Source organism: Pseudoalteromonas sp. CST2 (genome assembly GCF_028599385.1).
Taxonomy (GTDB): domain Bacteria; phylum Pseudomonadota; class Gammaproteobacteria; order Enterobacterales; family Alteromonadaceae; genus Pseudoalteromonas; species Pseudoalteromonas atlantica.
Genome location: NZ_JAQREO010000001.1, coordinates 41,825 through 53,519 on the forward strand (window position 1 = coordinate 41,825; position 11,695 = coordinate 53,519).

15 protein-coding genes are annotated in these 11,695 nt (G+C 41.1%); 4 read left to right on the forward strand and 11 right to left on the reverse strand.

Going from position 1 to position 11,695, the window contains the following annotated elements; genetic code table 11:
* Positions 1–73: 73 nt before the first annotated feature.
* The 8 genes from PSH41_RS00190 to zapB form a co-directional block, all read right to left on the reverse strand.
* The gene (locus tag PSH41_RS00190) at positions 74–445 is read right to left on the reverse strand and encodes a hypothetical protein (protein ID WP_064386990.1); all 372 of its coding nucleotides are present in this window, start codon (positions 443–445) and stop codon (positions 74–76) included.
* A gap of 46 nt (positions 446–491) precedes the next feature.
* Positions 492–1,334 carry an amidohydrolase family protein gene (locus PSH41_RS00195; RefSeq protein ID WP_273589333.1) on the reverse strand — a complete coding sequence of 281 codons (843 nt, stop codon included), beginning with the start codon at positions 1,332–1,334 and terminating at the stop codon, positions 492–494.
* A 10-nt stretch (positions 1,335–1,344) separates the two neighbouring features.
* Positions 1,345–2,073: an SDR family NAD(P)-dependent oxidoreductase gene (locus PSH41_RS00200; protein WP_054983248.1), complete on the reverse strand. Its 729-nt coding sequence runs from the start codon at positions 2,071–2,073 to the stop codon at positions 1,345–1,347.
* 26 nt (positions 2,074–2,099) lie between these two features.
* A complete protein-coding gene (locus tag PSH41_RS00205) occupies positions 2,100–2,588 on the reverse strand; it encodes an FKBP-type peptidyl-prolyl cis-trans isomerase (protein ID WP_273589334.1) in 489 nt (162 codons plus the stop codon).
* 67 nt (positions 2,589–2,655) lie between these two features.
* The gene (locus tag PSH41_RS00210; RefSeq protein ID WP_273589335.1) at positions 2,656–4,134 is read right to left on the reverse strand and encodes a LysM peptidoglycan-binding domain-containing protein; all 1,479 of its coding nucleotides are present in this window, start codon (positions 4,132–4,134) and stop codon (positions 2,656–2,658) included.
* A 36-nt stretch (positions 4,135–4,170) separates the two neighbouring features.
* A complete protein-coding gene (locus PSH41_RS00215; protein ID WP_273589336.1) occupies positions 4,171–5,193 on the reverse strand; it encodes an MBL fold metallo-hydrolase in 1,023 nt (340 codons plus the stop codon).
* Between the two features lie 62 nt (positions 5,194–5,255).
* On the reverse strand, positions 5,256–5,558 hold the full coding sequence (locus tag PSH41_RS00220) for a cell division protein ZapA (RefSeq protein WP_004587640.1): 303 nt from the start codon (positions 5,556–5,558) through the stop codon (positions 5,256–5,258).
* Positions 5,558–5,788 carry a cell division protein ZapB gene (zapB, locus tag PSH41_RS00225; RefSeq protein ID WP_024031454.1) on the reverse strand — a complete coding sequence of 77 codons (231 nt, stop codon included), beginning with the start codon at positions 5,786–5,788 and terminating at the stop codon, positions 5,558–5,560. The genes PSH41_RS00220 and zapB overlap by 1 nt, the downstream gene beginning before the upstream one ends.
* A gap of 238 nt (positions 5,789–6,026) precedes the next feature.
* Between zapB and PSH41_RS00230 the strand changes: the two genes are divergently transcribed.
* Complete coding sequence (locus tag PSH41_RS00230; protein WP_273589337.1) at positions 6,027–6,866, forward strand: 23S rRNA (adenine(2030)-N(6))-methyltransferase RlmJ; 840 nt, start codon at positions 6,027–6,029, stop codon at positions 6,864–6,866.
* 43 nt (positions 6,867–6,909) lie between these two features.
* Here the strand turns inward: PSH41_RS00230 and PSH41_RS00235 are convergent, their stop codons facing one another.
* The 3 genes from PSH41_RS00235 to PSH41_RS00245 all read right to left on the reverse strand — a co-directional run bounded on the left by PSH41_RS00235 (position 6,910) and on the right by PSH41_RS00245 (position 9,236).
* Positions 6,910–7,725 (reverse strand): META domain-containing protein, encoded by an 816-nt coding sequence (locus PSH41_RS00235; RefSeq protein WP_273589338.1) that lies wholly within the window; start codon positions 7,723–7,725, stop codon positions 6,910–6,912.
* A 116-nt stretch (positions 7,726–7,841) separates the two neighbouring features.
* Positions 7,842–8,408: a PhnA domain-containing protein gene (locus PSH41_RS00240; protein ID WP_273589339.1), complete on the reverse strand. Its 567-nt coding sequence runs from the start codon at positions 8,406–8,408 to the stop codon at positions 7,842–7,844.
* A gap of 69 nt (positions 8,409–8,477) precedes the next feature.
* Complete coding sequence (locus tag PSH41_RS00245; protein ID WP_273589340.1) at positions 8,478–9,236, reverse strand: substrate-binding periplasmic protein; 759 nt, start codon at positions 9,234–9,236, stop codon at positions 8,478–8,480.
* Positions 9,237–9,381: 145 nt separating this feature from the next.
* On the opposite strand from PSH41_RS00245, the gene PSH41_RS00250 reads away from it, so the two are divergent.
* From PSH41_RS00250 to PSH41_RS00260, 3 genes are all read left to right on the forward strand, one after another.
* Entirely contained in the window at positions 9,382–10,653 is a 1,272-nt protein-coding gene (locus PSH41_RS00250; RefSeq protein ID WP_248451767.1) for an EAL and HDOD domain-containing protein, read from the forward strand.
* A gap of 2 nt (positions 10,654–10,655) precedes the next feature.
* Entirely contained in the window at positions 10,656–11,264 is a 609-nt protein-coding gene (locus PSH41_RS00255) for a paraquat-inducible protein A (protein WP_064386994.1), read from the forward strand.
* A gap of 63 nt (positions 11,265–11,327) precedes the next feature.
* A complete protein-coding gene (locus PSH41_RS00260; protein WP_024031447.1) occupies positions 11,328–11,693 on the forward strand; it encodes a hypothetical protein in 366 nt (121 codons plus the stop codon).
* Positions 11,694–11,695: the final 2 nt, after the last annotated feature.

The window sequence follows — 11,695 nt, forward strand, 5'->3', positions numbered from 1 at the left end:
CTCACTTACCGGCTTTTTTATAGCTGTGTTTTTCTAATACCGATGAGCAATACCATTTGAATAGTTAGTGGGTTTAATTGGCAAGATTAATTGTACACGTAACGCCTTTTATCTCAGCGGTGGCTTTACTATCAAGGTGGCGTATATAGCAGCGATTATTGTTTATCATTAACTCAAATTGATCGGGAAAGTTAAGCTGGTGATTGGCCGTTATATCGCTACGGTTTGTGTTTTTAAGAGTAAAGGTACTGGTGTGAATAAAGATATCGTCAGCAAGCGTTACGTTTTTTATATGCATTAAGCGTTCTATAACACGCTCTACCGCTTGGCTATTTGGCTCGGTAAGTAAGGCATGATGCAGCTTAGGAGTAGGCTGCGTGTTAGATGCGCAACCACTTAAAATAGTTAAAATGCCAAGGGCTGATAATCGCGAATGTAATGTCATAATCATTGCCGCATTTACGTAAGTGGTTAAATTTAATATAGCTTATCTAGGGTATGTTATAAAAATGCTTAGCATTTGCGTAGCTAAGGTTGTGCCATATTTTATTTGTTTTACACAAGGCTTGATGGCTATGCCAAACATCATTATAGCTTGCGTTAATTTGGCAAACCGGAAAGTTACTCGCAAACATAATGCGCTGCTCGCCAAAGTACGAGAACATAGTTTCAAAACAATCTTGTTGCTGTTGTAAATTCAACGCTAAAAGCTCAAAACCCGAAAACTTAATCGCTATATTATTGTGCGCACTTAGCATGCGAATGCTTTGCTGCCAGTTATTAATATTATTAGGTAGGCCGCCATGGTTTATTATTATTTTTAGCTGAGGCAGCGCCTTAGCGTAACGAGCAAGCTGAGCGGCTATTGCGGTATTTTCAAGCTCAAACTGGGCTTCATAATGCAGTCCTTGCTGGCAAAGGGTTTGCAAATTACTAAAGCACATTGGGTTTAATAATCGCTGTGCATCTGCGCCTTCGGTGATATCCCGTATGCCTATTAAATGCGGGTGGGCAAGGGCGTTTATTGCTTTTGCAAATTGCACAGGTGCGCAATCTAACTGAGCGTAACTAATGGCTTTAAAGGGAAGCTTTTTTAAATGCGCCGTTAGCCAATTAAGTTCGTTAATGGGGGCGTTGTTATCAAAACCTGCCTCTATATGTACTATGCCGGCGAGGGTAAAGTCACTGCTCTCTAGTAGCTTTTTTTCACTAATAGGTTGTTTTATTAACTCTAAATTTGGCCATGCTGGTGGGTTTTCGCCTTGCAGCCAAGTATATTGCCCCTCGGCAAGGTTAAAAAAATGCACGTGGGGGTCAATAATTTTCAGGCTCATCGGCATGTGCTCATTGTGTGGTATAGCCGCCATCAATATTTTGTAGGCTACCGGTTATAAAGCTTGCATCATCACTTGCTAAAAAGCTAACTAACGCGGCAACTTCATCAGCTTGTCCTAAGCGGTTTAGCGGTTGAAGGCTTGCCTCTTCTGCCACTATATCGGCCTTGTTAGCCCCACTTTTTTTACAATAAGCATCTATCGCATTATGAAATAGAGGGGTTTCTATTGTCCCTGGGCATACCGCATTCGCGCGAATATTAAATTGGGCGTAATCAAGTGCTGTAGTTTTTGCCATAGAAGCAAGAGCATGCTTTGTCAGATTGTAGGCAAACGAGTTAGGTTTACCAATTATTGCCTGATCTGAGGCTATTAAAATAATAGCGCCATTGTTTTGCGCTTTCATGCTGGGTAGTACACTTTGTACAGCCGCATAGGCCCCTTTAACGTTCAATGCAAATAATGCATCAAAAGTATGCTCATCGGTATCCTCTATGCTAGCACTGAGGTGTTTACCAGCGTTAGAAACAAGTACATCTATGCGTGGGCTTTGTTTACAAATGGCCGTAATACATGCTTTTACAGCACTAACATTGCTCACATCGCATTGGTGAAAAACCCCCAGCTCGCTGTACTCAATATCCAGATTGTGCACCGTGTAGCCATTTTCAATAAAGCGTTTTACAACCGCTAATCCAATGCCTTTTGTACCGCCTGTAACAATAGCAACCTTAGACATACTTGCTCCTAATTTAAGGTGTGTGATTAGTGAGAGTGACCACAGCCGCCTTCAGCGTGAACATGGCCATGCGAAATCTCTTCACTGGTTGCTTCACGAACCGATACCACTTCTAAATCAAACGTTAGCGTTTTGCCTGCAAACGGGTGGTTTAAATCGCAATCTGCATTAAAGCGGCCTACTTTAACTAATGTTACCTGGTGTTGGCCTTGGTTTGAGTGCACCATCGCAGTCATACCTGGTTTCCACACTTTTACGTCACCTTGTAGGTGCTTAAGCGGAATACGCTGAATTAAATCGTCAACGCGCTCACCGTATGACTCGCTTGGCTCAAGTGTTACGCTAAACTTATCGCCTGCGGCTTTGCCTTCAAGGGCTTTTTCTAAGCCAGGAAGCATGCCTTCGCTGCCATGAATATAGCTAAGAGGCGCGTGGTTTAAACTGCTTTCTAGTTGCTCGCCCGCTTCGCTTAATGTGTAATGAAATTCAACTGCTGAATTTTTGCTAATTTGCATGCTTGTCTCTTTAAGTTTTTGACTAAGTTAAAAGCCGATTTTACGCGAAATACCGAGCTTTATAAACTCAGCGTGGTTGAATAAGTGATTTTTGTAGATCTTGCAGTAAATCTTGTTTTTGCTGCGGCTGTTTGGGTTTTTCTGCCTGGGGAATAAATAGCGTTAATTGCGTACCGGGCTTTAAAATGCTTGAGGCACTTAAGTTGTTCCATTTAGCTAAATCACTGTGCGGTACTTCGTAAAGCTGACTAATGCTCCACAAGCTATCGCCTTGTTTTACTTCATAGTCTATTTCAAGAGTAGGGATCACGACTTCTTGTGGCTCTAAATAAGGACTAATTTGATAATCTATAGTGAGCGATTTGGGGAGCGTTTTAGGCTGTCCAACCAGCAGCTTTTCACCTATGCCTATCATATTATTTTGTTTGCCATTGAGCTGCTTTAACGCTCTTACCGACATGCTGAAGCGCCTTGCAATGCTGTATAGCGTATCATTTTTTTTAACGATGTATTCGCCTGCAAAATTAGACTTAAAAAACTGACTTTTTAACAGTGCCTCTTGGCCGATAGGTAAAAGCAATGAGTGGGGACCATTCGGTGAGCTTTGATTTTTTAAATAGCCTTGGTTAAGCGCGTGCAACTGTTTTGAGCCAACCCCAGAGAGCTTAGCGATGACCGAAAAATCAAACTGTTGGCCAACATTCATTTGCGTTGTTATTGGTCTATTAGCCAGTTTAGGGCGCTTAAAGCCTTTTTGCGGGTGTTTAACTAAGTAGCTTAGCGCTAACAGTTTAGGTACGTAGTCGGCCGTTTCTTTTGGCAGCTTTAGAGAAAAGTAATCGGTACTTTTACCGCGTTTTTTATTTCGCTCAATGGCTCGTTTAACACGCCCCTCACCACTATTATAAGCCGCTAGGGCGTGTAGCCAGTCGCCATCAAAGCGTTTGTGTAAATAGCTGAGGTATTCAAGTGCGGCATCGGTGGAGGCAAGTACATCTTGTCGGCCGTCATACCACTGATCGGATTTAATGCCAAAATGATGCGCTGTGGCGGCCACTAACTGCCAAACACCTACTGCTTGCTGCGATGAGGCAATGGTGGGTCTAAAATCACTTTCTACAAAGGGCAGTAAAGCCAGCTCCATAGGCAGGCGCTTTTGCTCAATTTTTTTTACGATATGATACAAATAAGGCGCGGCGCGTTTATTTACCGTGGGTAAATAGTTAGGTTGTTTTAAATACCAGTTAATACGCTTTTTTAAGGCGCGATTTTGATACACCGTAAAATGTAGGTTGTTGGCAATATGCACCCATAGGTTTTTAGCTTTGGCGGGGCGCTTTTTTACAATTGTTTTTTTTGCCTTTACCGGCGGCGCAGTATTGGCTTGCTGTAATTGTTTTGGCTGTACAGGCTCAAGCTCTATTTGATTTTCGTAGCTTGGCTCAAAGTGAGTAAAAATTTGTGGTGCGTCTGTTTCGGGTTGTGTTTGTGTGCTGTTACAGCCATACAAAAAAATAATTACACAAATGACAAGCAATCCACGCATCTTCATCTCTTATCTACAATCCTTTATTTTATAACACTACTGCGCGTGCTCAATTAACTGGGCGCGCTTAAGCCCAGCCTGTAAAAATAACTGGCTCGACTTTGTATTTAACGCTTCTTGTTTATATGGTGCTAAAACATCCGCAGGGAAACTCTCAGTAAGTTGCTCAAGCGTTTGTTTTTTATTGTTTTTCACATGGGTTATTAAATTTGTTAAAAACAATAAAGGCTGCTTAAGTTGTGCTTTTTCAAGCGCCCCGCCGTGGCCGGGAAGTATTGTACGCAAATTAGGCTGATTAATATAGCGTTTGAGCAAGGCTTGCCAATTTTGTAACTGGCCGTGGCCTGGGTAGGGTAGCCAGTCAACAATATCGCCGCCTATTAGCAGCGTGCCATTATTGGTACTAAGTGTTAAATCGCCGTTTGTGTGGGCTTTTTCGGGTATTATTTGTACCGCAAAGCTACCTAAATCAATACTTTGTTGCTCGCTGATTACGGTGCTAGGTGATTTTAAGTGATAGTTTTTCCAACGTAAAAAACGTTGTTTAGCTAAAGAGAGCTTTTCGCGCCACTGTGCTTGCTGTTGCTCGGGTAATGTGGCTAAGCGCTGATAGCTCAGCTCTATACTTTTTTCATAGCCTGCTAACTTATCATCATAAGCCTGTTGGTATGTGGCAAAATTATCGGCTACCTGTTTATGCACTATTAGCTGCGCTTTTGGGAAGGCATTTTGTAATACGGCCATGCCGAGTAAATGGTCGTCATGAAAGTGAGTTGCAACTAAATAACAGAGCGGGGTTTTAAGGTGTTTTTTTAACTGTTTTGCCAGTGCTTCAACGGCTGCAAAGTTTCCGCTTGCATCTACCATGAGTGCGCATTGCTCGCCCTCTATGAGCACTTGGTTTGAATCGTAAAAACGTAACTTATCTTGTTGTTTTAAAAATTGTACATTTTCGTTTATTTGCTGCCAAGTAACCGCTGCCTTACTAGAGTGAGAAAATAGGCTAAGGGTAATAAAAAGGGCGGGGATTACAGTTACTAAAAGGGGTTTTAATGTCATTGTGTGTCTCTGCGCAGCATTTATTTACCCTTATAATAAACAAAAAGCGCACGGGGCGCTTTTTATTTTTTTATTGGGTCACTCGCCAAGCATTGGCTGAGTTTATCAATGAGTTGATCTTGTTGCTGTTGCTCTACACTGGCATGCGTTTTAGCTTCTAGCAACTCATGGCTAAGTGTAAGTGCTGCTAAAAGTATCGCCTGTTGTTCGTTGCGAACTGATGAGCGTTGCTTTGTTTGCTCAACCAAGTCATTTAAATTTTGTGCTGCTGCTATTAATGCATCTTCTTGCCCAACCGGGCATGCAAACTGCTGCTCTTTACCTAGCAACTCAACTGTGACCCGCTGGTTTTGCAGCTCAGACATTAGCTTGCCTGTTGTGCGCTTTGTAGTTTATCAAGTAAGCCTGTTAACGTAGAGCTGGCATCTTTTTGCTTTTCTTCGTTTTCAAGGGCTTCTAGTTGTAAAATTTCGTTTTCGTCGCTTAGTTTTGCGTTTTGCTCTTTTAAGCTAGCAACATCTGTTTGTAATTGGTTGTTGCGCTCGATAAGCGAGTCAATCAGTTGTTCGAGTTGTTGAAGAGTTGTGTTGTTCATAAAGGCGCTCATATAACTGTAATTAATGTCATGCAAATGTAAAGCAAAGTGTGTTGTTTTGCCAGCATTTACGGTGGTTTTAGCACAATTTTATTGTTTATTAAGTGATAATTCAGGGTGGCGGCTTTTTTGTTCATAAATGGTTCACTTAACTGCTCGCAAAGCGGTGTATAGGTTGCCAAAATACAGAGCTTATGGTTCACTGCCGATATTAAATTGCGTATAGCGAAAATTAACAATGCTTAGTTACAGACACTCTTTTCATGCAGGTAACCCTGCCGATGTGCTTAAACATTTAGTACTTGCACAGGTACTTCAATATCAAACCATTAAAGATAAACCTCTTGATTATATTGATACCCACTCTGGTGCGGGATTTTTTGAGTTAAGTTCATCTGATGCCCAAAAAACACAAGAATACAAAGAGGGCATTGCTAAGCTTTGGCAACATAGCAGTAAACACGAGGCGCTAAACGATTATATTGCATTAATTAAATCGTTTAATGATGGGGATGAACTGGTGTTTTACCCCGGTTCGCCAAAAATTGCTGAGCATTACTTACGTCGTCAAGACAAAGGCTGGTTTTTTGAATTACACCCGCGCGATTTGCAGTTACTTGAGCAAAACATGCAAGGTAAGCGCTCTATTCGCGTACGTGGTGAAAACGGTTTTGCCGGATTAATAGGGCTACTTCCGCCAGCTTCGCGCCGTGCATGTGTACTTATTGACCCACCTTATGAGATAAAAGACGATTACGATACTGTAGTAAGCACACTAGTTAAGGCGCACCAGCGCTTTGCAACCGGCACATATATGATTTGGTATCCCGTTGTTGATAGAGAGCGAATCAATACAATGGAGCAAGGGTTGATTGACTCGGGAATGCGTAATATTCAATTATTTGAGTTAGGCACGCAAGCGGATACTGACGTACACGGTATGACGGCATCAGGCATGATTGTTATTAACCCACCGTGGAAATTAAAACAAACTATGGACAGCATATTACCTGAATTAGTTGAGCTTTTAAGTGAGCCTAGCGGATTTTATAGAAGCGAGCAGTTAGTCGACGAATAACTGCCTGCCATTATGTAAATTAAAAGCCCAGCTGGGCATTTACTTAATTAAAATAAACCGCATTAAAGGTGGCAAGTGTGTTGCCACTGCTATCTTTTAATTCTAAAGACTCGCCTTCTATAGCCCACTTTTGCGTGTTATTGAGCATATTTAACATAGCCGCTTCTTGCTCCATGCTTTGTGAGCACATTTTTTTTGTACTTGCCAATTGGCTAAACGAAATTGAATGTTGCTCTGTGCTATAGCTACCACTGACATTATTACACCCTAAAAAGCCGTTAACGCGGTTATCTTTATCAAATTGTATAAATGGCTCTTTTGTTCTTATACTGACAGTTTGCGCGTTAATTGTAACGGCTTTCCAGTATGTATTTGTAAGGGTAACATCGCTTTTAGGTGAGGCGACTTTTTCAAGCTCAATTTCGTGAAGAATCCCCGAGTTTGCATTTTTAAAAGGGTCGTATTGCATTGTGCTGGTATAAAGAACCTTGTCTTTATTAATGATTCTAGCGGTGAGGTTATAGCGGTGTTTATCAACAATGTTGTTGTCATCATAAGCTAGCTCCACGGTATACGGCGGCGCTTTATTTATATCAATTACCTGTTGCGTAACTATTTCGGCTTTTATATCTGCTTTTGACACATCAGATAGCGTTACAATTAGTTGTGAGCCAGGGCGTGGCATACTGCGATCTTTATAGCTCACTTGCGTGGTTAAACCCATAACGCTTTTTTCTTGTACTGTGGATTGTGATTCGTTAGCTGGTTTTTCACAGCCCGCTAATGTGAGTGCACTTAGGGCTAATAAACCTAAGCCAGTAAATGTACGTTTTTGAAACCTAAATTGCTGCTTTGCCATGCTTGCGCTCCTTATTCCTATATTGCTGGTAAGTGTAGGGGGGAGGAGCTTAATCATGGCTTAATTTTTTTAGGCACAAAAAAGGCGCTAATGCGCCTTAATATAATGCTTTAACGCTATTTTTTTACAAACTTTGTTAAAATAACAATACGTTGGCCGTCTACTCGCCCTTCAATATGTTCAGGGTTATTTGTTAAGCCTATATTGCGTACTGCTGTGCCGCGTTTGGCGGTCAAGCTACTACCTTTAACGTCTAAGTCTTTAATTAAAGTAACCGTATCGCCAGCTTGTAGCACTACGCCGTTACTGTCTACGTGTTTTATATCGTCATCTTCAGCAGGGGTTTTTTTGGCCCAAGCAAGGGTGTCTTCTTCTAGGTAAATCATGTCGAGCGCATCTTGTGCCCAGCCATTATCAACAGCTAAGCGCGTTAGCATTCTGTAAGCCACTACTTGTACGGCAGGTGTTTGGCTCCACATGCTGTCGTTTAAACAGTGCCAATGTGTTGGGGTAAGCTCGCTGTTGTTTTCTATTTGATCTTTACAGGTTTGGCAGGTGTAAATGCATTTGTCTGAATGGGTTTCGGTAACAGGAGGCACTTCGTAAACAGATAAGTGTTCGGTTGCGCTGCATAATTCACACTGGTTATTACTGCGCTCGATTAAGGCTTTTTCAATACTCATAAGGCGTTCTTATATAGGAAGAGGTTTACATTTGGCCGTATTATACCCTAGCAAAGGTAGGCGGCGATACTAATCCCTTAAATTTTGTGCGGGTATTGGGTTAATGTATTTATCTTCTATGCGTTTTATGTAACCACTACTATGTAAGAGCGCAAGGGCTTGGTTAATTTTAGGCAGTAACGCTTTGTGCTTAGCAAGTAAACGCACTCTTAAATAACCATGCGAATGCTGGGCGCCAAACTCAGCATTAATATTTAATTGTTTAGACCAATACGCTGCGGTATGAGTACCCATAATGGCAATATCAATACGCGCTTTAGATAATGCAATCATTAGCTCTTTTTCAGAGGGAAAATCGACGCGGTTAAATTTTGCATCATCATGGTAGTAGTAGCCAAGTACTGTACCAACCTCTTTAGAGTATAAACTTTGCTTAGTTTGATACTGCGCGACGTTATCAGGCAGTGCAACAATCATTTCGGTTGCGGGGATCAGCGGCTCTGAAAAAATATAGTAAGGGTTATCTCGCTCGCTTTGCGCTAACCATTTTAAAGAAATTACATCAAAATCAATAAAGCCGTTTTCTAAATATTTGGTAATTCGCTTAGTGGGAAGCTCAACGTGATTGGCGGTAATATTTGCTTGCGCCATTAAAGCGGTGATTATTTCTGGCAAAATGCCGGGTTTTTCAGGGTTGCTGGTGTAAAAAGGGTAGTGACTACCTGACGCACTGACATTGTAATTTAGTTCTGGCTGGTTTTGCTGGGCATGAGCAAACGTAGCAAGATGCAAAATAAATAAGGATAAAAACAACTTTAAAAAAAACAAATACGCAACCTCTGCTAAACTTTTAACCTTGTGTATTATGTAATTTAACTCCGCTTGCAATGATTCTAGAATCTTCATAGCAGTTGAATTACAGTGTATAACCTAATTGTAATAAACAACGTCAAATTAGATAGGCTTTTATTAAGTGAATCCCACAAATATTTTACAGAACGGGCAAAAGCTAACACTAACACAGTTTGTTGCAAGGCAACCTATTTTTGATGCGCAGCAGAATGTGTTTGCTTATGAGCTGCTTTATCGTGATTCAGCCCAGAATGCATTTCCTGTGGGAACATCTGATGAGCAAGCAACCAGCCGTTTGTTTTTTAATACGCTGATGATGCTAGGGCCAGACAAACTTACAGCGCATCATTTAGCGTTTATTAACCTTTCTTCAGCCACTATTTTAGAAAATTTTCCTAAATTGTTAGTACCACAAAGTTGTGTGTTAGAAATCGTTGAGCGTACGAACAAAATAGCTGAGGTAACTCAGCGCGTGAAAGCGCTTAAGCAAGAGGGATACAAGTTTGCCCTAGATGATTACGATGGCGACGATAAATGGGCGCCATTACTTGCGCATGTAGATTACATTAAAATTGAAATGGACGATGTAATAATTAAAACCAATATGCGCATAAAAAAAATTAAACGCGCTAATCCGCATGCAAAAATTATTGTTGAGCGCATAGAAACCCATGCCCAATTTCACTCGTTAAAACAAGCGGGTTGCGATTTATTTCAGGGTTACTTTTTTGCCCGCCCAGAGATGATCACTTACAAAGATGTGGAGCCGGGTAAGGTGATTGTGTTTGATTTACTGCGTTTTACTGCAAAAGAATCTTTATGCTTTGATGAAATACAAAAACAAGTAGCCAGAGATGTGGCAATTACAGCACGTGTATTGAAATTAGCGAACGCACGCTCGGGCAGTACTAAATTAACCATTACCTCTATTTCGCAAGCGGTTGTGTATTTAGGAGAGGACAGCATAAGGCAACTGGTACGCGTGCTGGCGCTGAGCGAATTAGGCGCCGATAAGCCCTCAGAACTCACAAAACTTGCCTTAACCAGAGCGCAGTTTATTGCGCTATTGCTAGGGCAAAACCACGCAGAACTGGTTGGTCAGGGCTACTTGGTTGGGTTGTTTTCTGTGATGGATGCAATTTTAGATACAAACCTTGAAGCGATTGTTAAAGAGTTTTCGCTAGATGAAAGTATTGCTCAGGCATTATTAAACAATGAGGGCATTTTAGGGCAAAGCCTTGCGCTTATTAGGGCGTTTGAAATAGATGAAATGGATAAAATAGCGGTGTTAATGCCAGCAATAAACAGTGATTTGCACATAGGCCATATTTTTAATTATGTTCTTGATGCACTGTTGTATAGTGACGAAATTATTGAGGCTATTGCAGAATAAATATGCGTAATTGGTTATCTATTTTAAGTATTGTGGTTGCATTAGGGCTGTTATTTCCTGGTGTTACCAAACCTGTATTATCGATTGAGGGCAACATTGATAAATCGCAACTCGCCAAAGCAGGCATAGAAATGCTGGCTGAGGAAGGCGATGGCCGTACCCGCAGTATGTTAATGATGTTCTCTAGCATGTTAGGACTTGATAAATTAGAGGGTGAAATAAACGCGTATAGCAAAACACAAAGCATTTGGGGAACCGTAAACGAGCTAGCTAATAATAATAATTTATTTGTAGCGGCGTTAGTTGGGTTGTTCTCTATTGTGATCCCAAGCTTAAAATTACTGCTGCAATTACTGTATTGCTGCTTGTCGGCCAGCGGATTTAAAAATAAGTTAGCTGTGGTTATTTGCGCACTGAGCAAGTGGAGCATGGTGGATGTGTTTGTTATTGCGTTAATAGTGACTTATTTGGCAGGCAATGCACATGGCCAAAGTAGCGATTTACTAATTATGCATAGCACTTTTGGTGAGGGATTTTGGTATTTTAGTGCTTATTGTATTTTTGCTATTTTAGCGAGTAGCTTAATTACACCACCTAAAAAAGAAAATTAATTATTTGAGTTAGCTCAATAACTCAAATATTATTACTGGGTAATTTACTTAATAGGCTTTGTTTTGCAGCGTTTTTACTCAAATTTACTCGTTGTCGTGATGCTACTCACGTTTGTGGGGCAAGCCGTTGCGTCTGTAAATCAGCAGTGCGAAATGCCACATATGAGCCTATCAGCAAAGCATGCCACGCATGTAATGAGCGAGAGTAAATTGCATACAGGTATGATGGAAATGGATTGCTGCAGTGATGAAGCAGATGTTCAAAATGATTGTCATTGCCCAATAAATGGCTGTGGAAGCAGCTCTATTTTAACGTCCCCGGCCTTATTTACTGCTTTTTCGTTATCGAGTGAAAAAGTTACCCAGCTTAATAGCGGTATTTCCTCCCCACCTAGTAATACTTTATATCGCCCTCCTATGTTTGCTTAAAC

What these genes read in the sequence shown, in the direction of transcription:
- PSH41_RS00190 (WP_064386990.1), bottom strand. Translation starts at nt 445, where the DNA reads ATGACATTACATTCGCGATTATCAGCCCTTGGCATTTTAACTATTTTA.
- PSH41_RS00195 (WP_273589333.1), bottom strand. Translation starts at nt 1,334, where the DNA reads ATGAGCCTGAAAATTATTGACCCCCACGTGCATTTTTTTAACCTTGCC.
- PSH41_RS00200 (WP_054983248.1), bottom strand. Translation starts at nt 2,073, where the DNA reads ATGTCTAAGGTTGCTATTGTTACAGGCGGTACAAAAGGCATTGGATTA.
- PSH41_RS00205 (WP_273589334.1), bottom strand. Translation starts at nt 2,588, where the DNA reads ATGCAAATTAGCAAAAATTCAGCAGTTGAATTTCATTACACATTAAGC.
- PSH41_RS00210 (WP_273589335.1), bottom strand. Translation starts at nt 4,134, where the DNA reads ATGCGTGGATTGCTTGTCATTTGTGTAATTATTTTTTTGTATGGCTGT.
- PSH41_RS00215 (WP_273589336.1), bottom strand. Translation starts at nt 5,193, where the DNA reads ATGACATTAAAACCCCTTTTAGTAACTGTAATCCCCGCCCTTTTTATT.
- PSH41_RS00220 (WP_004587640.1), bottom strand. Translation starts at nt 5,558, where the DNA reads ATGTCTGAGCTGCAAAACCAGCGGGTCACAGTTGAGTTGCTAGGTAAA.
- zapB (WP_024031454.1), bottom strand. Translation starts at nt 5,788, where the DNA reads ATGAACAACACAACTCTTCAACAACTCGAACAACTGATTGACTCGCTT.
- PSH41_RS00230 (WP_273589337.1), top strand. Translation starts at nt 6,027, where the DNA reads ATGCTTAGTTACAGACACTCTTTTCATGCAGGTAACCCTGCCGATGTG.
- PSH41_RS00235 (WP_273589338.1), bottom strand. Translation starts at nt 7,725, where the DNA reads ATGGCAAAGCAGCAATTTAGGTTTCAAAAACGTACATTTACTGGCTTA.
- PSH41_RS00240 (WP_273589339.1), bottom strand. Translation starts at nt 8,408, where the DNA reads ATGAGTATTGAAAAAGCCTTAATCGAGCGCAGTAATAACCAGTGTGAA.
- PSH41_RS00255 (WP_064386994.1), top strand. Translation starts at nt 10,656, where the DNA reads ATGCGTAATTGGTTATCTATTTTAAGTATTGTGGTTGCATTAGGGCTG.